Genomic DNA, 22,211 nt, shown 5'->3' with positions numbered 1-22,211 from the left:
ATTTCACCAATTCTAGGGTTAACATTTTCTATATGTATTGAAAGATATTACATCTCCTTATCCTTGCTTGTAGGATTTATCGCTTTATGGAGATAAACATCTTGCTGGTTGAAAGGGATTCTTATGTCATTTCTATCAAAAGCATCCTTTATGGCAATAATCAGGTCATTTCTAGTCTGATTGTTTTCATTTAAATGACGGGTCCATAATTGAATTTTCAGCTCAATAGCGTTGTTGCCGAACAGTTCGAAATTCACTACTGGTTTTGGGTTTTTAAGCACTCGGTCTTCCTCTTCCAGGATTTTATATATAATTTCCCTGCATTTCTGCAAATCGGTATCGTAAGCAATGCCAATCGCCATTGACAGTCGTCTGCGGTTTCCAGAAAGGGTCCAGTTCATTAAATGAGAATTGAGCAAATCCCCGTTTGGCATCACCAGATCTCCACCATCCCAGGTACTGATTACGCTACTTCGAAATCCAATGGATTTCATGGTGCCACCCTGACCATCAACATCTACAATATCACCCACATTAACGGGTTTTTCAAAGGCAATAATGAGTCCGCTAACCAGGTTGTTTACCAATGTCTGCAGGCCAAAGCCAATGCCTACGCCCAGCGCACCAATGATGATGGTAATGCGTTCAATTGGTATGCCAGCAGCAGCTACAGCGAGAAAAAGACCTATTGATAATATGCTGATACGCAGAAGTAGTACCCAGCTTCCTAATCCGCGACTACTTTCTTTAGTACCTTTAGCGCTAATTAAATGATCATCAGAAGTAAAAAAGGAAACGATCTTGGATAGAATAACGGATATGGTCATAATGATAAAAAATAGCAATATGCCATTTATACTAAAGCTATAATTTCCCAATGTTCGCTTAGTACTCATGAATTCAAGAACGGGTTTGGAAAGAAATTCGAACAGAGGGAAGTTATGCCCCAATAAAACTATCCATCCTAACACCAGCATCACATATAACAGTGAAGGCGCTTGACCACCAACCTTGCCAAAATTCACATAAAATAGTTTTCTGTCCTGCACTGTATAGACTTCAAAGGCCAGCAGCAGTCCTTCATTAATCAGGCGAACCACCCAAAGAAACAGTATTGCAATGATTACATTCAAAAAACCAACTAAAAATAAGGTCTTTGCCAGATTAAATCGTCCGTAAATATTGAGAATACTTGAAATAACTTCGATGCATACCATAACTAAGATCGAGTAGGCTATCCATTTTTCACGGAGTTCGACATGCCGTTTTTGCCTTAGGATTATAATTCCTGCTAAAGCACCAATCAACGCCAGGGTTAGCATGTACCATCGCTCAGGCCGGGAAGCCTGCAACAATAGATTTGCTGCTGATGCGAAGATAAAAAATACGACCATAAGCAACCAGACTTTCATCCAGTAGGAAGTGATGAAATTTTTAAATACAGCCGTTAGACAAAGGCAGCAGATCATCCAGATGATAAAGCTTAACGTAAACGGCGGGGATAGAAGAAGGAATTGAAATAGACTTAGCACAATTAGTACAGCTGAAAATGCAGGGTACCTTATGACTAGCTGGCCGTTCATTTCTTTTGTCAATAGTCCCTTTTCATGGTAAATTTTTCGAAGCGCGTTTAGGTAAATATAGGAGCATAGTATAAGAAATACAATTATGCAAAGTTTTCCAGCATTGTTCACCACATAGAAGTTTAAGGTGAGTATGTTTTTATGCAGCGAAAAGCTGACGATATCCTTAAAGGGTCTAAAGTGAAGTTGCTTTTGCCAGATGTTCGGCAGCTCTCGCGCAATTGTTTCATTTGCCATTTGCCGCTCAAAACCTTCCACTTGCTCGACAGCGTTTTGAAATTCACTGATGATGATGTTATAGCTGTATAACAATTTTTGCACTTTAGTATTCGTAGATTTTAAAAGAGAATCAACGGGCGCAGCATCTACAGCAACAGACGCCAACGTGCGGACATAATCCATGGTCTGAGCGGAATCTTTCGGGAAAATAAACAGTTCAGGAGCGGTAGAAAGTGAGTCTATTTTGTAGTGAAAAGAAGCCAAGTTTTTTTGAGTTAAATCCAATAAAGATTTACTTCTTTTAGCATCTGCGGTAAGCGCATTTAAAACCCGTTTTGTTGAAGCAAGATTTCTATAAGTTTGGGTTGTGCCTCGATTAGTCAACACCCCTTCAACGGCTATGATATAATCTTCCTTTAACCTGTTGAGCTTTTTCCTAAATGCTGCGGTATCTGTGATGGTCTTTAAATAGCCTTTGGCATCCTGAGTGGTCAGCCTGATATGGTTGATTACTTCAAGCTGTATCATGGCTACCTTGTCGGACTTGAAATCTTCAATACTTTCCTTTGCAGATTTCTTTGCGAAATCCTGCATTCTGGACATGAAACCCTTGGTCTTCACTTTTACGGAATCTATGTCTTCATTCCCTTCAGATTTTGTTTGTCCTGAAGTGGAAACTGTGAGAAAATTAAAACACAATAGGATAATGATTATCCGGGTAAATCTAGAAGTCATGGTAGAACAGTGTTTATTCAATATTAAATAAAAATCAAAATGTATCCAAATATGGATGCCTGTAATTTTTATAACCTCGGCATCGCGGCCAAGGTATTCGTCCAATTACATAGGCGTATTCAACAAGGAACTGGTTTCATTGGTTATCATTTAAAGTAATGGTCTTAATGTTTGAGGAGGCATTCATCCTACAAAAGCTAATAAGAGTAATCGCCAATGTTTTAGGACTACTTGAAACGTACCACAGCGAAAGGATAGTAATGTTTTCGGATTAATTTCAGATCAGAAATTATATAGGTAATCATTTTGCAAAGAGAATAGAGTAAAACTCTAAAAGTTCGTTTTCAATAGGTAGTTATTCCAGGTTGAGTAATCATACCCAGAATTTCTTTTCTGAATTCTGATGAATCAGCATAATTTTGTTTATTTTTATCTAACTGAAATTATACTAGATATGAAAAAAATCTACCTCATTCTGATTTATCTGATTATGGCAGTCAGCACATTTGCTCAAACCCAAACGAATTCCAAAGCAGATGTAATTAAGAGAAATAACGGAGAAGAACTCAAAGGCAAAATAATTAGAATTACAGACGTTGAAGTGTCATTTGTGTATGAAGGTGAGACTGCAGAGTATGTTATTAAAAAATCCGATATCGCACAAATCGTGCATTCAAGCGGACGGATTGAAACGATTTCGCAAAACAGCTCGCCAGCCGAAACCAGACAGAAAGATCAGGTGGCAATGACCGCTAGCCCCGCAGACCATCATAACAAGATTGCTATATTGCCCTTTACTTTTTTGATGGATAATCAGCCCGGTGCAGAAGCCATCGGACTAAAAGCGCAGCAGGATGCCTTTGCTTTACTTAGCCAGCATTCGGCCGGCTATACTATTTTAGATCCCCGCACCACTAACGCGATGTTAATCCAGGCTGGTGCAACCAGGGACAAGATGATTGGTTTTACGATGAAAAACATTTGCGATATCCTTGGCGTAGAGTATGTTATTGAAGGAACAATCACTCAAAATAAAGGTTATCAAACCAGCTATACCTCAACCAGTGACAATTCCAGCGTGAAAAGGGATAACGCGGATAAGGTGAAAGGAATATCAAGCTATGGGTCCTCAAGCAGCAATGCCGTTCAGCGTTTTGATGTTAGCGTAAGTTTACAGATTTATATGGATAACAATGCGAGTATCTATAATGAAAGCCACAAAGCCTTTTTCAGTAATACAGACGGATCTTATAACGGGCCATTAGAGTACCTGCTAAAACGAGCACCACTTTACCGAAAATAATTAATTGGTATCCCTTATGAAAATCAGACATTGCCTTAAGATTGGCCATATACTTTTTGAACTTGTTTTCAGCAGATGCGCTAAGTGGTATTTAACAGCTTCAGCTTTCAGTTGACCACTGCTAGGTTTCAATCGAATATAAATATTGTTGAAGAAAAGGTGCCGTTGCTTTCCTTTACTTTAGTTAGATCTTTTGCTGGTCCGGAGTAGAGGATCTTACCGCCCAGATCACCCGCTCCGGGACCGATATCAATAAAGAGCATCATAACTGCACTGAATAGACATGCCAATCCAAAATAAAATAAGCAAGGATTTCTTGATTTCAATAATACTAAAAAATCGAACATAAAGCGGTTAATCGTAACGTTAATTGAAGGAGTTGCGGAACTCAAGGGGAGTTAGATCTGTCTTACTTTTAAATAGTTTACTAAATGACTGGGGATATTCGAAGCCCAGCTCAAAAGCAACCTCCCCAACAGTAAGGGTTGTGGTGGAGAGTTTTTCTTTCGCTTTCTCAATCACTTTTTCATGAATGTGCTGCTGGGTATTCTGTCCTGTAAGGGTTTTGAGAACTCCACTGAGATAGTTGGCAGAACAATTGAGCATTTCGGCGATATGCTGCACGGTAGGCAGGCCCCTATTGATAAGGTCTTTATTATTAAAATAATCGTCGAGGATTTTCTCCAGTTTATCCAGTATCTGACTTCCAGATATTTTGCGCGTGAGAAACTGACGCATATAAAACCGATTTGAATAATTCAGGAATGATTCAATCTGAGAAATGATGATCGGTTCACTGAATTGATCGATATGTGCATGGTATTCCTGCTCGATGTTCTTAATAAAACTTTTCAAAACAATCTCTTCTTTTTCAGAAACAAAAAGTGCTTCATTTATCGCATAGTTGAAAAACTCATATCTTTTGATCGTTTTGGCTAGCGGATTTCCCCACAGAAAGTCCGGATGGATAAGCAACATGCTTCCTGCACTCCTGAAGTCATCATCGGCTTTAAACGAAAATATTTGATTAGGAGATATGAAGAACAATATGCCGTCATCGAAATCATACTTTTGCTGTCCATAGCCATACTGCACATCTCCGGCCTCCACCTTTTTAAGTGAAATCATATAAAAATCAAATACCACCTTGATACTATCCTCACTTTTGTAGGGCGTTATTTCAGCTAGGTCTATAACGCTGATCATCGGATGTTCCGGATTGCCAATACCCAGTATTTTGTGGTATTCCTTGATTGTTTTTATTCTGTAGGGCTGCTGCAAAATCATTCCGGTTAGGATAAAAAAGATTATAAATATAGGATTATTTTGTATTAACTTTTTCCAAAGTCAGTCCTGGATTCAATCCAAAGAAAGAAAGTCCCCAGAAGCCCCTGATGTTGAGGTTCCCATTTTCGGTAATGGTTAAATAAGAATCATAGGTATTTCCCTTAGCCCCATCATAATCATAGAGCTTTCCTTTCCAGCTGTTCTTCTTAACATCAAATTTAATATCCTTTAATAAAAGAATTCCCACCAGAGGCATATTCCGTTTTTCTTTGTCAGGATTATTGACGTCTAAAACAGGCTTTCCATAATTATCGACGTATTTTTTTAAATAGATTAGTTTGCCGTAATACTGTTCACCGGTCTTGAATATCTCCACCTTGCCTTCTTTGACCGGACTATACCATATACCAACAATATCATCAGCCTTTGACTGTGAAAATAACATTGAAAAAAAATTCAGAAATAGAATTGTTATAAATAGATGTTTCATTGCGCCTTATATTTTATTGCGAACGCTTTCGCAAAATCATTCATTTTTACCCTGCCTAAAACCGCTGGTCTATTTTTAAAATAATCTTCGAAGAGGCCACCATTGTGCATCGCCAAATTCATTTCGGTAAATTCTTCGGCTATTTTTTCAGACGCTCCAATTTTCATAAATGCATCTTTCATTTGTTTGTCACTGATAAGCACCCATTTTAAGTAAGGTTTCCCGATTGCATTTCCCAGTATGGAAGCTATTTCCTGGCAGGTGAGTTCCTCACTGGCAACATACCTTACCCGCTTCTCTTCTTGCTGAGTGTTAAGTTCCTCTGCAATGGCAGCAGCAATATCTGCAGGCGATACCCAGGCGATTTTATCACTTCCGCCATAATTTGACAATATTATTCCTGAATGACCTTTGATAAGCCCTTTCAGACCGTAATATTTAAGATAAAGCAATTTTCCAATGATACCCTTTAAAAACCCTTCACCCTTAACCATGTCCATGAACGCGTACAAGTTATAATCGAAAGACCCCGGTCGTAGATGGGTAACAGATACATCTTGGGGAAGTTGTTTAAAAAGGTTTTCTGCAATGTAGTGAAAAACCAAAACCCCTGTCCCGGTAGGCTTCTCACCGCCCACACTGCTCAGCTGTACCACTTTTTTAATGCCTGCATTTTGAATCGCCTTAGCATAATTCGTACTGATGCTAAAAGCCTGTTTCTGATAATCAGGCGTATCAGCCCCAAAAAAGTTAAAGGGCGGCATCATGCAGTAGGCAGCGTCGTGGCCTTGGAAAGTTTTAGTTACAAAAATGCCATCCTCTAATGCTCCAATCGCAGCCTTTGCACCCAGCTGTTCGATTTCCGCTTTCCTAGCGACCGAACTACTAATTACCGTTACCTGATGTCCTTGTTCAATCAGCTGCACAACGAGCGGCCTGGTGATATTTCCCAATGAACCTGTCAAAACTATTTTCATATAACATTCGATTTAATCCAGAGGCAAAGCTCACTTAATTAAATTCCTAATACGTGTTCAAATTCTCTTTTCTTGTGTTCAAAAACACGAAAAACAGTTTTTACAACAATCGAGACGTTTAACTGATTAGATTTCTTTTCTCGTGTACGCAAGATTTACTTACCAGTCAAGACGCTATTAAAGCATTAAATAAGCAATAGACTTAACAGCGCAATTTCTGCAGCTGGTATGCTAAAATTCAAAACACGGATTGAGTGAAGAATTTAATCGAAAAAAATTAGTTCAACCAGATTCTAAAACTAACTGGATAAATGTGCCCGGAATCGAACATTATGTTCAGTATCGGATATTTGTAAAGCTTAGGTTTTTTGTAATTTGTTATTTATCAGTTATTTAGTGATGGCATCACTATTGCAAAACACATTGAAAGCCTTTAGCGCTTTTTGGAATACTTATGCTAAACAAAAAAAACTATGCAAAAAAAAATACTCAATTTAACAATGATGTTATGCTTGATACTGCTCAATTTTAAAGGATACACCCAAACTACATCAAATAATCCAAAATTTCAGACTTTCCATCTGGTCATCAATGGGGTCAAATTCAGTGTCGACCCCCGTATAGAACTTTTTCACACAGTAGAAGTGCTCAGCGGAATCCCTTTAGTTAATTTTATTGAGCTGGATTACAAGCAAAAAATACTGACAACCTTTGCTAAATACAAAACCCACCCTCTATTTTCTTACTTAAAGCGTAACAATCTATATGGTAAACTCTTCGATTCCATTGACGCGCCAGTTTGGGCAATGCTTCATTTGACTAATGAATTGGAATGGCGTGAAGACATTGATGTTCCCGAAGCTAAAAATGCTGGGATTGATTCCTTAAGAATTCTTATGAAAGATTTTGCCGGGAAATCAAATTACATTGAGTTCTTCAATAGTAACGCAGATTTCTACCGCATCTCTTTAGAAACATTAACCTATAATCTGCCTGATTTCAATGAGAAGCAACGCCTCATGGACTACTGTAGCAATGGTAAAGGTGAGCACAATGAATTTAACGTAATCCTAAATTTCTTAGGGTGGGGGAACTTTGGACCAAGAATGTATAAAAGAGAAGGTATGGAGCTTTATGCGGTAATCGCACCTGAGAAAACTGCTATAAGAGTTCCTACATTCGATATTTCAGCATTGTACCGCCTTTTATGGCATGAATTTGCACACTCTTTTGCCAATCCAGCAATTGAAAAATATGAAGCCCGTTTTAATGAGTTTGAGTGGATGTGGACGCCTATAAAAGAATCAATGAAGGCACAGGCTTATCATTCCTGGCATGCTGTAGTAAAGGAACACCTTACTGAGGCAATTGCCTGCCGTATGGCCGCATTAAAGTTTGGTGAAGATGCAGCTGAATTAAATTATGTTCGCCGCCAATACGGTATGCGCTGGATATATCTTCACCCTATTCTTCAAGCCCTTAAACATTATGAGAAACAACGCCAACGATATCCTACTTTAGAGAGCTTTATCCCTGAAATTATTAAGGCGTTTAAAAATGTAAAGCAAAGTGATATCGAAATTTGGATGGCCCAGACAGAGTATATTAGAAAACCTGATGTCAGCACAATGCCCGCAATTGATGCTATTTATGACCAGAAAGACATTTTATTTATAACCTCAAGCAGTGAAGCAGATCAAATCGGCGACCAGAAATTACAAGCTTTTATTAAACAACTCAAAGAGAGGTTCCCTGCATTCAGGGAAGCGAAAGTAGTGGCTGATACAACAGTGTATATTTCGGAGAAACTGACCATGTGATTCCGTGGCAAACTGACCACCTGAATTGCTGGCGAACGAGTGCAGCAGATGCTATAGGTATGATGTCAAAAGTAATGATTTAAAAGTAATGATTTAAAAGTAATTTTTACAGATAGGTATTTTCGGGAGCAACGGTCCTTTTCTTGCGCATCGATTCGCCCTTGAGTTCTATCCTGTGGGCATCGTGAACAATCCTGTCCAAGATTGCATCAGCAATCGTTTTTTCTCCAATTACCTCATGCCATTTACTTACCGGAAGCTGTGATGTTATAATAAGTGATGTCTTACCATGCCTATCCTCAATGATCTCCATGAGTGCAGCCCTACTTTGTGAGTCGAATGGCTGTATCCCGAAATCGTCCAGTATCAGAAGCTGTTGTTTTTCAATACGTGAAACCTCTTTGATATAAGATCCATCAGCCTTTGCCATCTTTAGCTTTGCGAATAGCTTTGGTGTACTTCCATACAGAACCCTGTAACCGAGCATACATGCCTGATAACCGATTGCTGAGGCAAGATAACTTTTTCCTATGCCAGTGCTTCCTGTTATAAGTAGATTTTCAAACCTGTCGATAAAGGTGCAGTCCGCCAATCTCATAATCTGGTTTCTGTCAATACTTCTTTCTACATGATAATGCAGATCCTCTATGGATGCCTTATAACGGAACCTGGCGTAAAGGATCTGCCGTTCAATCTTTCGGTTTTGCCTGTCATCCCATTCAGCCTCTATCAGGTGTGCCAACAGTTCATCAGCGGTATATTCTGTGGTCTGTCCAGTTTCAATACTGCTTTTGAAGGCATGGAACATTCCATAGAACTTCAGCCTTCGCATTTTGTCAAGTGTATTCGTATTCATTTCTATATGGTTTTAATGGTTACTTGTAGTAGTCGCCTCCGCGAATGTTGTCATGGGCTGGCATTGGCAGTTCATCAGCGAACAGGCTTTCCTCATACTGGTCAAGGTTGCGTTCAAGTATGGTCTGTATGGTTTTATAACTGTATATCCCAAAGCCAAGGGCCCGTCTGCAGGCATTGATTAATCGCTGGTTCCCGGCTTTCTTCGAAAAGCTTAATATGCCCACGCATGATTTGTACGCCTGCTCAGGATGCTGTTTCCTGTCGAGTATTTTAAGGATATAAAGCTTGACGTCCTCATCTATGCTGGATGCCCACTCCAGAAAACGGTCCGGTGTCCATTCCGTGACGAACTTATGGGTAGTGGCCATATGGTCTTTATCCGTAGTGTAACTATAAGGACTTTTCATCCGTTTGTGCATCGCTATGCGCTCATAGTGATAGAAGACCTCCACATTTGACCTGGAGTAGAGTATCTTGACTTTTTTACCGATAAAACGGAATGGGACACTGTAATAATGCTTATCGGGACCAAGATTGACGTGGCCATTTTTCATCACCGTTGCGTGGTGCTGTTTCTTGAACTCGTATTTCAGCACTGGCAAAGGATTGAGTGCCTCCCGCTCAATCTCCTCGAACTGCAAGCGTCTGCTATAGTTTCTTCCCTTGAGGGGCTGGCTATTGTGCACCTCAAGTGCCTCAAGTATTGCAACATTCAGTTCTGCCAGGGAGTGAAAGACATGTTTTCTTAATGGCGCGTAGATCCGGCTATAGGCAATCTTAACAGCTCCTTCAACAAGTGCCTTGTCCCTTGGGCGGTATGCCCGTGCAGGCAGAATAGTTGTTCCGTAATGGTCGGCAAAATCCGCAAAGGTCTCGTTCAGGGTAGGCTCGTATTTGTTGCTCTTGGTTACCGCTGCCTTGAGGTTATCGGGAACAATGGCCGCTGAGACCCCACCAATATAATGGAATGTATTCTCGCACGCAGATATAAAGTCTTCTTTCTGTTGTGTGAGTACGGCCTCCACATAGGTAAGCTGGCTGGCACCAAGGATGGCAACGAACACCTCGACATCAATCACCTCACCGGTTTCCTGGTCAACAATGGAGAGTTTCTGTCCGGCAAAATCAACAAAGAGTTTATCGCCCGCCTTGTGGTCAAGGTGCATCACCGGGTTCACACGGGACTTCCACTGGTTATAATAGAAGCAGAACTGCGTGTAATGAAAGCCATTGGGAAATTCCTTTAGATAAGCTTCCCAGAGCATCACACGGGTTACCCCAGTGCGTTTAAGTTCTTTGTCAATACCAGGAAAACAACGTTGTAAAGTTAAAAGACGGCTATCGGGTGCCCGTTCCCGGCTCTTTCCAAAAAAATCCTCAAGCTCCTTGTCATTAAGTGCATTTATCTGTTCAAATGTACACCCACCGGAATCAAACGCACTGAAGTATCTTTTTGCTGTATTGCGGGAAACACCGACCTGGGTCGCTATGGAAAGCTTGCTTCGCCCCTGGCTGTACATTCTGAGAATCTGTCTTATCTTGCTCATGCTAATAGTCGTATTTGCCATCTTCGGGAATTATGTATATCCCAAAAATAGACTTGTATCTATAGCATTTGCCGATCGTTCGGACTGGTCAATTTGGTCCGAAATCCAGTGGTCAGTTTCCCGCGGAACAGGTGGTCAGTTTAAACCGAAACAGGGTGGTCAATTTCAGCGAAATCTCCATTCAAGGTTTTGGTAATTCTAGCTATAAATCCCGCGAAGTAGGAGAGGCTTTTCGGATATTAGACGATGCAAAAATTATGCGTTTGATTTATCCTACAACTGATGTTGAAGTGCCGCTTATCCCCGATTTGAAAAAATCTCCAAGATTACAATTTCTAGATACTGGACTGGTGAATTACTCTCTTGGTATCCAGGGAGAAATGCTTGCCTTATCGGATTTAAGTGCTGCTTATAAAGGCTCTGTCATCCCGCATTTGTTCACTCAGGAACTTATTTCAATGGAAAGTATTTCTTCCAATAAGCCAAATTTTTGGGTAAGGGAGAAAAAACAATCTGATGCTGAGGTAGACTTGCTTTACGTACATCGAAAAAATGTAATACCTATTGAAATAAAATCTGGTAGCACTGGTAGTTTAAGGTCGCTTCATCAATTCATTGAAATTTCAGGTGTCGCTCTTGCAATTAGAGTTTATGGGGGCGAATTTAAGTTAGAAAAAACTCAGACATCAACTGGTAAAGAGTATCGGTTATTAAATTTACCATATTACTTAGGAACCAGGCTTTCTGAATATGCAGAGTGGCTGGTTAATCAAAAAAACTAAATTAATGTTTATGGTAATGGTTTGTTCAAATCAAAGATTTATGCTGTGAGGTAGTTGGCTTAGTCAATAATCAATTTAATTGCTCATTCCTTTAATGCCCGATTTTACAACCGCAATTTTGCTTCTTTTGCCGTATGATTGTTCAAGAAGATTGCCAGCAGGGGGGGCAATCCCAGTGCGGGCGTTGATCAGATGCACTTTGAGCTTCGATTTAATAAGTCGAAAACCAGCGAAGTTTACTTTTTGAATGCCATGGAAGCTAAGCTTACCCGTTACAACAATAGCTTGCCTATTGAAAAGCGATTCGAACTCGACAGTCAAAACCGAATCTCTGCGCTTCAGGCCTATAAACTGCTTTGCGGCCAAAGCTTTCAAAAGGACATTTTCGTTCAGGATCTGGATGATTTGCAGGGGGAATAAAAGTAAAATGAGTACGCCCGCAGGAGGACAAAGACCTGACGGCAGAATTGATTCAGCCCCTGAAAACCTAAGAGACACTACCCGCACTCAAAATGTGGCAGGTGAGGCGGTAGTGCCAGCAGGAAAGAAACCTCAAACAAACGCAACTGATGAAGTGAGCATCAGTACAGAAATAAACAGACTAAAAAATTTAGATGCTAAATCATTTGATAAGGGTTATTATGAGCATGCAGTGGCCAATCACAAGCAGCTGACTGCGCTGCTTGAAGAAGCCGGTAATTCTTTAGATTCACAAATTAAAGCATTTTCGAAAGCCTTCCCTTTCCCTGTAAAACAAAATATTTATTTCAGACCAGGCAGCAGTCAAAACGATTAGAGAGTCTTAGACCTTAATCGTTAACATGAACGCTCCGCTTACCCCCTCCATCTCTTCCAATTACTATAATTGCAGCTTCTCTGGTGTTAAGCACTATTTTAAATATTTTTTAGCAGGCACAAGCACCCCTTTTCTTAAATGAATTTTGGGGATAAAGCTGCCAGAATGGTTTACAGGACCTTTTTTATACACCGCAAATTTCGGATAGGGATAGACAGGGCGGGTGAATCTGGGCGGCGATTCAATTTGGCAACATCCCAAAGCCTTCATCTCCAGCTGATTTAGCTTCATGTTATGCTCCACCCAGTCCACGAGCCCTTCGAGCAGGTCGCCTGAAAAGTTGCTCAGCCCCGGTCCCCCACCACAATGGGCCATGCCTGGGATAAGGTAATAAAGGAAAAAGTCTTGTGTTTTCTTTAACCCGCGCTGTCGCGTTACAACACGCTCATAATAATTTAGGGCATCCTGATAGGGTACCAGCGGATCAGAAGTTCCAGTGTACATAATAAGCTTTCCACCCCGGTTTTTGAATTTGGAGATATCCGCATTATTGGCATTTAAAATAGGAGCAAGGATGCTATCGAGTTTTCGAAGGTCGTTATTCATGTCGAATTCTTCAGGGTTGAAATCTCGGCCAAGTGCCCAAAGGAAGGGATAAAAGTTACCCACCGCGCTGGATTTTGTCTGCTGGGTTTCTAACCCCCCACCGATATTTTCTGCGCCAACCGGGGGAGGGGTATAGATTTGTTGGCTGTTTGGATAATCCTTCGGGCCAGCATAAATTAATTTAATGATCCTGAGCTGCTGCTGGTTTAAGCAGGTTTCTTCACGCCCACGCCCGCATTTAAAAAGCGAGTCGAAATTTACGCGCACCCTTCTCGGATCGGTAAGAAAGTTATCGCCCTTTATTCCTCCTGACTGAACTGCATAGGTCTGGTTGATTCTTTTTGCAATAAAGGAGAGTTCATTTTTGGAAAAAAGTGGTTTTCCGTTCTGATTTAGCATTTGATAATGAAATAAAAATCCTGCATGTAGATGGGTACGGTTATTTGCAGGTGCAGCAGCGATGACTCCATCATAGTCCTGCGGATAACGTTGTACCTCCATTAGCGCCTGCTGGCCGCCAGTAGAACAGCCTGTAAAATAGGAGTGGTGCTGGCTTCGGCCGTAGAATATTTTAATAATCATCTTTGATACCGTGGTCATTAAGTGAGTTGCCCGGTAACCAAAGTCTTTCCAGATTTCGGGCTGGCCGACTGCCGAGTTTACACCATTTGAAGTACCTAAATCGGTATTTGCAGTGGCGTAACCTCGCCTGATACCACTTGCCAAACTTGCATGTACTATCTTCCCAGCCCCTCCGCCGTTTCCCGTTCCTAAAAAGCGCTCATTCCAGTTGTTAACCGGTAACCAAAGTTCTATTTTAATCAATGAACCGGCAACTGGCCTCAAAGCTCCGGCAATCCTAAAAAAAGCTGGCAGATCTGATAACCTTTGTCCATCCCCGGGTATATCGAAGTATCCACAAGAAATGCGCTGGATACCCTCAATGGTGAGCATATCAATTTTTAACTGGTTAATCTGGCGTTTCAATGAATCCTCAGGTGATGCTTTTAATCCATAAGCTGCTTGTGCAGATGTCCACAGGAAGATGAGCAGCAAGAGGATAAAAACAGGTGAAATGTACTTGAAGTGATTCATTATTTTTTGCTGTAAATGCCTTTTAGCGCTATGGGTGATATTTTAGAAATATCATTTTTGCCAAAAACGCTGATAATATTCTTTGCTCCGTTAAGATATGATTGACTTTCTCTATTCGAGCCTGCTAGTACCCTGCTGTTCTTAAAGGAGAAATGCATAATAGATTGCATGAGTGTTAAGGGTTAATTTGTATCGTCTTTAAGGGCATTAACGAGACGGTGCCAGATAAACCCGAGCTCAACGGCTTCCAATGCTTTGCTGTAAACTTACCATCCTTTCCTCTGTTGGCTGCCTCCCGCGCCTGAAAGTCAACATTATAAGAATTCTTATAAGAAATCCCTTTTTTTTCCATATCAATAATCCGGTTAGCCATCGAGTTCACCACTCTTATCTCGAGTGTATTTGTAGGCTGCAACTGCGCTGAATTTAAATCTATGGTAAACTGCGGGCCCAACAGGGTGCCAATATTTTTCCCATTAAGGTGTACCTGGATACTTCCAAAAGCTTTATCTACACTTAAGCGCCAGCGAGGAACCAAACCAGAGGGCTTATTAAATGTAGTGCTATAGCTGGCCTCTCCAGAAAATGCCTGATAAGCCTCTGCGGGTGAATCAGTCCAAGGTTCTAATTTTTCCAGCGTTACCGGCGGCGGAAGTTGCGGTCCCCCTTTCAAAAATTTTAGCCTCCATTCCCCTTTTAATGCTATTGCATTCCCGGCAGATTCATAGAAGGCATACTTCGTTTCGGGTTTTTTTATTGCAGAAGTTTTTATGATGCAGCTCTCGCCAGCTTGCAGTTCTATAAAAACTTCAGTCCCTTTGGAGCCTTTGATAACTGGTGCCGCTCCCAGTTGACGAGTCATTGGGTTGAATAGGGTCGCCGATACAGCTGATGTATTCAAGGTGATTTTTCGGCTGATAGTTTTTTGACCTTGATTGACGATAAAGTAAGTTTTGCCGTCAGGATTTCCACGGCGCGTAAACTCTAACCCATTATCGGTCATCGTTTCGCGCATAACCCCCGCTGCTTGCATGAGCTGCGGGATATCCTCTCCCAGAAAAAACGCACCTTTGCCTATATCGGCCCTTTTAACGCCATTTATCACGGGGTCAAATTGAAGCCTTTTCATTAGAGCTTTAAACATTGACTGCTTGGACTTTGTCGGGTCAAATCCTGCCGGCTCAGTAGGTAATTTGTCATATACAATTACCCTTGCGCCCTTACGCGCAAGTTCGATAATACTTTCAAGGGTATTTACTGGAATCGTACTCACCGCAGGCAAAACAAGTGTTTTATAGCGGGCTTCCCCAGATAAAAGAAAGCTATTGCCCTGCTTTAGATTAATGACTTGCCTATCGGAGATAAAATCAAATGCAAAGCCTTTTGCCAGCATTTGTTTTGCAACATTTTCAAAACCCGTTCCGTTAAACTGCTGCATATCATGATAGTGCCTTAACAGACCTTCTCCCTTTTCCATAAAGCTGTCAGAAATGGGCAGGTATAGCAAAACATCGTTATCCGGACTTCCCTGCTGTAAAAAAGACTGACACCTGGCAATATAATTGTTAAGGGTTCCAAAATCCCGCCAGAATGGGTCGTTAGGAACGAAGTTTACCGCTGCATAAAACAGCCAGCCAGGCCATTTGGCGTCCTTTGGGGAATAGTTTACTCCATGGTAAAAAAGATGGTTTACTCCTCCAATAAAGCAGCGGTCTGCAGACTGCTTTAACTCTGCTAAGGTGGTCATAAAATGTTCATTGAACCAGGTACCTGATTCGGTAGAAACTAGCGGCTTGCCGCTAACATGGGCAGCGGAGGATGCAAATTTAAATCCCATAACACCATTTCCTTCGGTCTCCGGTATATCGGATGCTGCATACAGGTCAAGTATATTAGCTGGCGACCCGTGCGCCTGATTGCGAATGAGCTTTTTTCTGCCGCTTGCCCAGGCTTGCCAGGGTTTGGTAAAATTCTCAAGCATCAGCTCTGAAATAGTCTGGCGATAATCATGCAACACCTGTTTATCACTTTGATTAGGCTCTATGGATAACAGGGCAGGTAAGTGCTTTCTGAGATCATAGCCTCTTCGGCGAATGAACTCATCAAACAATAAGGGGGTAAAGTTAGCCTGACCCTGCGCATCATCTACCTCATAGGAATCATTGAAATATGCCCGCACCCCTTTATCCTTGTTGCCTGCAAAAGCGTCACTGAATTTTTTCAGGTAACTCATAATTGCAGGTTTGGAAAAATGATCGATCACGTATCCCTCTCCGCCAGGGGCTGCCCGCTCCACGAGTTTTCCATGAAAACCACTAAAGAGCGCATACAATTTCCAATCGCCATCCGGAGCCGTCCAAGCAAGGTTTCCATTTGTGGACACCTTGCTTGTCAAATCAATCGCCATCCCTTTATTGGTATAGGCCATCAATACCATTAATGCAGCAGGCTGTGGAAACCTGATCTGATCAATTGCCATCTGCTGCAAGTTGGCATTGCTGCTCAAGGGCTGCTTTATCTCCTTTATTCCAACGCGCTGGCCAGCTTGTATGAGAAGCGGTGACTGGGTGTATTGGATGGGCTCTGTTAATTTTTCACCACTCTTTAGGGTGTACGTTTTCCAGAATATTTCCTTACCGGCTTCTGAATCCATTACCCATGGCCCGCCAAAAGGCCAGCCAGTTGCATTGGCTAGATCAATACCCATATTTAAACCTTTGGCTTGCGCTACGGTATATTGAAGCATGTCAATCCAGGATGCTGAAAGAAAGGGTATGAACTGAGTTTCGGTGCCTTTCACACCATAAATGGGAGTAATTTCCATTCCGCCCAGGCCAGCTGACTGATACTGCTGAAGATTCCAGGATATATCAGCTTTTGTCACTGCACTGCCCTGCCACCACCAGCGTCCCCAGGGTCTGTTTTGACTGGTAAGTTCCGGCCAGGTGCTTTGAGCAGAGGTGAGGGTGGTAAGGCTGAGGAAAAAAGCGGCAGTGAGCGTTGAAATAATTTCTTTTTTCATAAATACATTCAGGTTGATGGTTTTGAAACACCTTTGAGTGCTATTGGTTAATGAGTATATTTTTGCATTCAGTTTGCTTAACTGATGAGGACTTAACGATCTCGCCATTTAATTGAATTCCTGTTGCTTTAAACCTTTCTACATCCTCTAAAACGAGCGCAGGTCGAAAGTCTGGTTGGGTATGGCTGATTTGGAAGTTATCCAGGGTAATGTTTTTTGCATGTCTGACATATAGACCCGAGGCAGGAAGGCTCCATCCAAATATCCGGTTTTCCGGATAGTCTTTTTCATTTTCAGGAACCTTCCTTTCCGCATCTTGCTGTGTGCCGCCGCCTGGACCGGTAAGCAAAATATCCCGCAGGACAACGTTTTCCACTTTATAGCCGGGGACCCCGGCAATAGTACTGGTCATGCGGCTATGATAGCTAGCCACAATGTTGCTGATAATGATGTTTTTAAGGCTGCCCGTGGGATTTTTTCGGCTGCCCAGGCGAATAAAGATAGGGGTTTGAATCCCTGTCATACTGATGTTAGATATGGATACCTGATCCATTATACCGCCATCTACAATTTCCAGGGCGATGCCTGCGATTCCAGTTATACTTTGGCTAATAAAATGAGTGGGCTTATCCTGCCATTTATGAAATGGGGATTCCGACGCATTTCGCAGCACACAATTGCTGATTGATATATTCTTGAAGCCGCCAAGCGAACCTGTTCCCATCTTAATGAGGTTGCAGTTGGATGAGACCACACAGTTGGTAATGGAAATATTTTCTGTTACGCGACTGGGATTTTCGCTTTTTAGGCAAATCGCATCATCGCCCGAATCGATAATGCACCCGGTAACCACCACATCACGGCTGTCAATATCAATTCCATCATTATTAAGGTTTGCATGAGAATATATAGAGATGCCGCGAACCATGATATGCTCGCTGTCAAATAGACGTAATGTCCATGCAGCGGACTGTCGAAGTTTTACCCCTTCAATTAGTATATTTTTACTGCCTCTGACAAAAATGATATAAGGTCTATCGGGAGATTCTTCTTTGATTGTGAAGTTTCCTCCATTGCCAAACAAGGTGCCTAGCCCGGACACGGTAGCGTTTTCGACTTTATCTATCAGTACCAGACTTACATATCTTGTTCCGTCAGCAATAGCATCTATACTCGCACCCGCTTCCAGGTAAAGGTTAACGTTAGTTTTAAGGGAAACCATATAGGATAAAAACTTGCCTGCTGGTATAATAACCTTACCACCACCTTTCCCAGCGCATTCATCTATCGCCCTTTGTATAAATTTGGTATTGTTTGTTTTACCATCTCCCTTGGCTCCATAATCGGTAACCAGGAAATCTTTAGCCATAGTCTGTATTGCCCCTGTAAAAAGGAGCACAAACATAAAAACTGTTTTAATTGGGGTATTCATCGTATTTTGCATAGGATTGGAGTGATTATGGTTTGAGGTAGGGACGAATGTTCAGGGTTTGATTTGAACCGATGTAATTGATAACCGCCTGCGCGCCCAGCATTCCGCCCTGTGTGCTTGGATGCACGTGATCTTCGGTAAAGTAGCGGGCGGTGGCCTTTGCGCCTTCTTTATCATAGATATCAGCCAGAGTGCTGTTTAGGTCTAAAAATGGGGCATTATTTCTTTCTGCAGCTGTTCTAGCCCATTTGCCATAGCCCTCTGATACCCTTTGGATTTTGCCATCCTTCCACTGATCTTTAGGGATTGGTGAACATATCACAGCTGTTGCTCCCTTGGCCTTTGCTTCGCTAATAAACCGTGCTAAGTACCAGCCGTAAGAATGGACAATTTCCCTTTCGCCTGAAAAATGGTTGATAATACTCACTGTATCTTCTCCGTTGCCCTTGAGGCTTCCTCTGGATCTTTGCAGGTCATCAATGGGCCCATCATCATTATGGCCGAATTGAATCAGCACCACATCACCTGGTTTGAGTTTGGCTTTCAAGACCCTCCACATACCCTTTTTTCGTAAAGCCTCATCGTGGGATATGCTGGTGTAATAGGTTCGGCTGCTGGTACCAGAGACAGCGCAGTTTTGAACGCTAACCTTGGTGGTGTCAAAATACTGGTGCACAAATTTGCCCCATCCACCGGCCACGGTAGAATCACCCACCAGGTATAGGGTAGGTTTATCCTGCTGTTTAAAGGCAAAAACTGCTAATAAGATGTTTGCCAGCAATCCCACTTTTAAAGTTGCTATTTTATTCATTTGCTTAAGTTTTATCAATCAAAAATTTAATTGTTGTATTTTATCTTGTGAGCTAATCTCTCGGCTAACTATTCTTTAGCGCTGCTATGACCGGGCTTGTTTCGCTTAAATCCATAATTTTTGAATGTCCAAAATTCGTTTGAAACCCAGCTCTATTCATCTATAAAAAATATTCAAACGCACTTGTAAAGCCTTTTATGGCCGAGCATTCAACCCGGATATTGTTACTTCGGCTTATGGCGCGATTGCCAAAGGCTTATAAAACCTGAAATGTAGGCCGCCTGTAGTTTGCGGATTTCGGGAGTGTAGTGCGCATGGTCCACAAACCGGTTCTCTCCCTGAACTGCCGTAAAACCAAACAGGTCTATTTTCTCCACCTTTACTTTATCGAACAGCTCATCCGCAATTTCATTATAACGCTCTATATCTTTCAGGTAGCGATTAAAACCCTTGTTTTTTCGGTGCAGCGAATCAATAACGCCAGTGGTGCGTATCCATATCATGGGGATTTTTTTACTTGCAATAAGCTTGTAAATCGCCTCCAGATTTTTACGGTAATCTTTTTCTTCTACCGCAATTTTGCCAGATTTAGGGTCTCGTTTTACATCATGCAATCCGCAATTGAGCATAAAAATATCCGGATGGAAGGCTGGATCTTTGATTTTTATCTGCAGATAGCTAAGCACCATCCGGGAGTCGCCGCCATTAGCGCCCAGGGGTATGTCCAGATTTTTGAAAGCGACCGAATCACCATCTTTTCGTTCGATAAGATAGCCTGGTGATAAAAATTTCTGCAAATCAGTCCCATATTGTAACGATATGCTGTCGCCTAACAAAAAAAGTATTCTGGGTTTAGGATTGATAAATGCTACTAGGATAATCAAGCATAGAACGCTAGTTAGGGTAGGAAATACTTTATTTATTTTCATATGCTTTGTTAATCAAAAAAATTAATTCACGTTGTTTATTAGCGCTGAATTCTTCCCTCAGTGTTTACCTTAACAGTAGTGGCTTTATTGCAACTCAGCTGCCTAGAAACAAGCCTCAACTCAAGGCATAACTTTTTCGCCAGATGCCAAGGATGAAGCTAAAGGAGGATAATCATTCAAAGAAGTTTTCCACCTGCCGCGAGAAACGAGGGCAAAGCATAGCCCCGGCTCAGCTGCGAAATTGGGGCTGCTGAGCTTAGCTTACGCAAGTGCGGAAAATTAATAGCCTGGATTTTGTTTCAGATTAACGTTAGTGGCAATATCCCGGCTAGGCAGAGGATACCAAATCTTATAATTCTTAAAGTTAGCCTGAATGGCGGGTATACTATGTCCAGGGTAGTAATTGGCCGTCCCTAAGGCGTTCAACACCGAAGTGATTCTGCCCGTCCGGATTAAATCGAATCTTCTCCAACCCTCTGCCACCAGTTCACGCCCACGCTCATCGAGCAGTTCGCTCATAAAGTCGGGCTTTGAGTAAGCGGTCGTAATCGCATTCGTTTTGGCAACATCATCTCCGCATGCCCGCAGACGCACCTCCCGCAATAAGGCGCGTGCAGCGGATTCATTACCGGTTTGATAGCTCGTTTCTGCATACATCAGCACAATATCGGCAAAGCGAAGTATTGCAAAGTCGGTTTCTCCTGAGTATACATCTATTCCCCTTGCAATACGGGCATTGGGATCATCTTCACGCCATTTGTTCACGCATAAAGGTCCTAGATTGGATGGGGTTATCGGATCAGGGGTGTAATATTTAAAATTATCGATAGTTATGAAAACGGTTTTAGTAGTTAAATAGCCGCTCATGGTACTAATTCGTCCGTCATTTGTATTGTATCGCTGGTAGACTTCCCTAAGCGGTCTCAGCCACCCATAGGTGCCGGAATTGGTGCGGTAGTCACCTCTTGGTCCAGCCAGATAGGCATATAAATTAATCTCCTGTGATCCGCCCGGACCACACTGCACTATCATCATATTTTCTTCTCTGGCAGCGGCCTCAGTGGCAGCTAAAAATAAGTAGTTGAAGGGACGTATGAGTTTGTATCCACTATTATCGTAAACCTCCTTACACCATCTATGGGCCTCTGCATAGGCCTCGTTTTGATTTACATAGCTAAAACTATTGACCGGGAAGTTAAGGTTCTCACTAACATTATTTTGCTTACATGAGGCCTCATAAAGGTTTACTTTAGCTAAAAATCCTGCAGCAGTGTAGCGGTTTACCCTGCCCGCACTCCCGTTACGTGCAGGTAAAACATCGTAAGCGGACTTGAAATCTGCTTTGGCTTGCTGAAGAACCTGTTGGATTGATGCGCGGGGAGAAGAGATATCAGGAGCGGAAGTTGTAATTAGCGGCACCCCACCAAAAAGCCATGTAAGATAAGTATAATACATTCCACGCATAAACTGCGCCTCAGCTACAATCTGGGCACGCCTGGTCGCATCCATTTCAATTGAGGGTACTTTTTCGATAATAAAGTTAGCACGGTTGATACCTGCGTATAAGAAAAAGTATGCATACCATAAATTTGGATTTTCGGCGGTATAGGTATGGTCATAAAAGGGCATCAGGTCTGGTTGACCAGTTGTAAACCTGGGATCCTGGGTAAGGTCATCCACACCAAGGTTGGTCAGGTAATGCATGCCACGACCCCATAATGGCTGGTTGCCATATCCTTGTATATTTTGGGCGTTCAGCACATCATATACCCCGGTAATGGCCAGTTCAGCATCAGTTGCTGATTTATAAAAGTTATTTGTAGATACAACAGAATATGGAGTCTCTTCAAGAATTTTGCTACACGAGCTGCAAATCAATGTGAGCACTGAAATGAGTAATATGGATAAGCGGTTCATAG

17 protein-coding genes are annotated in these 22,211 nt (G+C 41.9%); 4 read left to right on the top strand and 13 right to left on the bottom strand.

Annotated elements, in window-relative coordinates; translation table 11 throughout:
- Window positions 1–47: 47 nt before the first annotated feature.
- Window positions 48–2,537, bottom strand: a complete 2,490-nt coding sequence (locus tag ACO05K_RS12215; protein WP_421944711.1) for a mechanosensitive ion channel family protein — start codon at window positions 2,535–2,537, stop codon at window positions 48–50.
- Between the two features lie 454 nt (window positions 2,538–2,991).
- Here ACO05K_RS12215 and ACO05K_RS12210 point away from each other — a divergent pair, with 454 nt between their 5' ends.
- Entirely contained in the window at window positions 2,992–3,840 is an 849-nt protein-coding gene (locus ACO05K_RS12210; protein ID WP_421944710.1) for a hypothetical protein, read from the top strand.
- Between the two features lie 366 nt (window positions 3,841–4,206).
- Here ACO05K_RS12210 and ACO05K_RS12205 read toward each other — a convergent pair whose 3' ends face one another.
- From ACO05K_RS12205 to ACO05K_RS12195, 3 genes are read right to left on the bottom strand one after another with little or no spacing between them, the layout of a single operon-like run.
- Entirely contained in the window at window positions 4,207–5,127 is a 921-nt protein-coding gene (locus tag ACO05K_RS12205; RefSeq protein WP_421944709.1) for a helix-turn-helix domain-containing protein, read from the bottom strand.
- A 34-nt stretch (window positions 5,128–5,161) separates the two neighbouring features.
- Window positions 5,162–5,572 (bottom strand): DUF2147 domain-containing protein, encoded by a 411-nt coding sequence (locus tag ACO05K_RS12200; RefSeq protein ID WP_421944708.1) that lies wholly within the window; start codon window positions 5,570–5,572, stop codon window positions 5,162–5,164.
- A 41-nt stretch (window positions 5,573–5,613) separates the two neighbouring features.
- A complete protein-coding gene (locus ACO05K_RS12195; RefSeq protein WP_421944707.1) occupies window positions 5,614–6,594 on the bottom strand; it encodes an NAD(P)H-binding protein in 981 nt (326 codons plus the stop codon).
- Between the two features lie 473 nt (window positions 6,595–7,067).
- Between ACO05K_RS12195 and ACO05K_RS12190 the strand changes: the two genes are divergently transcribed.
- The gene (locus ACO05K_RS12190) at window positions 7,068–8,414 is read left to right on the top strand and encodes a DUF4932 domain-containing protein (protein ID WP_421944706.1); all 1,347 of its coding nucleotides are present in this window, start codon (window positions 7,068–7,070) and stop codon (window positions 8,412–8,414) included.
- 106 nt (window positions 8,415–8,520) lie between these two features.
- On the opposite strand, the gene istB is transcribed toward ACO05K_RS12190, so the two are convergent.
- Window positions 8,521–9,270: an IS21-like element helper ATPase IstB gene (gene istB / locus ACO05K_RS12185; RefSeq protein ID WP_238414369.1), complete on the bottom strand. Its 750-nt coding sequence runs from the start codon at window positions 9,268–9,270 to the stop codon at window positions 8,521–8,523.
- A 19-nt stretch (window positions 9,271–9,289) separates the two neighbouring features.
- Window positions 9,290–10,819: an IS21 family transposase gene (gene istA, locus ACO05K_RS12180; protein ID WP_421944705.1), complete on the bottom strand. Its 1,530-nt coding sequence runs from the start codon at window positions 10,817–10,819 to the stop codon at window positions 9,290–9,292.
- Window positions 10,820–10,974: 155 nt separating this feature from the next.
- Here istA and ACO05K_RS12175 point away from each other — a divergent pair, with 155 nt between their 5' ends.
- Window positions 10,975–11,601 carry a DUF4143 domain-containing protein gene (locus tag ACO05K_RS12175; protein WP_421944704.1) on the top strand — a complete coding sequence of 209 codons (627 nt, stop codon included), beginning with the start codon at window positions 10,975–10,977 and terminating at the stop codon, window positions 11,599–11,601.
- 75 nt (window positions 11,602–11,676) lie between these two features.
- Here the strand turns inward: ACO05K_RS12175 and ACO05K_RS12170 are convergent, their stop codons facing one another.
- Window positions 11,677–11,976 carry a hypothetical protein gene (locus tag ACO05K_RS12170; protein ID WP_421944703.1) on the bottom strand — a complete coding sequence of 100 codons (300 nt, stop codon included), beginning with the start codon at window positions 11,974–11,976 and terminating at the stop codon, window positions 11,677–11,679.
- A 52-nt stretch (window positions 11,977–12,028) separates the two neighbouring features.
- Here ACO05K_RS12170 and ACO05K_RS12165 point away from each other — a divergent pair, with 52 nt between their 5' ends.
- The gene (locus ACO05K_RS12165) at window positions 12,029–12,397 is read left to right on the top strand and encodes a DUF4142 domain-containing protein (protein ID WP_421944702.1); all 369 of its coding nucleotides are present in this window, start codon (window positions 12,029–12,031) and stop codon (window positions 12,395–12,397) included.
- Window positions 12,398–12,490: 93 nt separating this feature from the next.
- Here ACO05K_RS12165 and ACO05K_RS12160 read toward each other — a convergent pair whose 3' ends face one another.
- The 6 genes from ACO05K_RS12160 to ACO05K_RS12135 form a co-directional block, all read right to left on the bottom strand.
- Window positions 12,491–14,098 (bottom strand): tannase/feruloyl esterase family alpha/beta hydrolase, encoded by a 1,608-nt coding sequence (locus tag ACO05K_RS12160; protein WP_421944701.1) that lies wholly within the window; start codon window positions 14,096–14,098, stop codon window positions 12,491–12,493.
- 175 nt (window positions 14,099–14,273) lie between these two features.
- The gene (locus tag ACO05K_RS12155; RefSeq protein ID WP_421944700.1) at window positions 14,274–17,120 is read right to left on the bottom strand and encodes a glycosyl hydrolase; all 2,847 of its coding nucleotides are present in this window, start codon (window positions 17,118–17,120) and stop codon (window positions 14,274–14,276) included.
- Between the two features lie 40 nt (window positions 17,121–17,160).
- The gene (locus ACO05K_RS12150; RefSeq protein ID WP_421944699.1) at window positions 17,161–18,552 is read right to left on the bottom strand and encodes a glycoside hydrolase family 28 protein; all 1,392 of its coding nucleotides are present in this window, start codon (window positions 18,550–18,552) and stop codon (window positions 17,161–17,163) included.
- Between the two features lie 25 nt (window positions 18,553–18,577).
- Window positions 18,578–19,363, bottom strand: a complete 786-nt coding sequence (locus ACO05K_RS12145; RefSeq protein ID WP_421944698.1) for a GDSL-type esterase/lipase family protein — start codon at window positions 19,361–19,363, stop codon at window positions 18,578–18,580.
- Window positions 19,364–19,587: 224 nt separating this feature from the next.
- Window positions 19,588–20,292, bottom strand: coding sequence for an SGNH/GDSL hydrolase family protein (locus ACO05K_RS12140; protein ID WP_421944697.1), 705 nt, complete (start codon window positions 20,290–20,292; stop codon window positions 19,588–19,590).
- Window positions 20,293–20,571: 279 nt separating this feature from the next.
- Window positions 20,572–22,209: a RagB/SusD family nutrient uptake outer membrane protein gene (locus tag ACO05K_RS12135; RefSeq protein ID WP_421944696.1), complete on the bottom strand. Its 1,638-nt coding sequence runs from the start codon at window positions 22,207–22,209 to the stop codon at window positions 20,572–20,574.
- Window positions 22,210–22,211 lie beyond the last annotated feature (2 nt).

This window comes from Pedobacter sp. (assembly GCF_965227205.1).
Classification (GTDB): Bacteria; Bacteroidota; Bacteroidia; order Sphingobacteriales; family Sphingobacteriaceae; genus Pedobacter.
The sequence above is the reverse complement of the archived record's forward strand: the minus strand, read 5'-3'. Positions and strand labels throughout refer to the sequence as shown.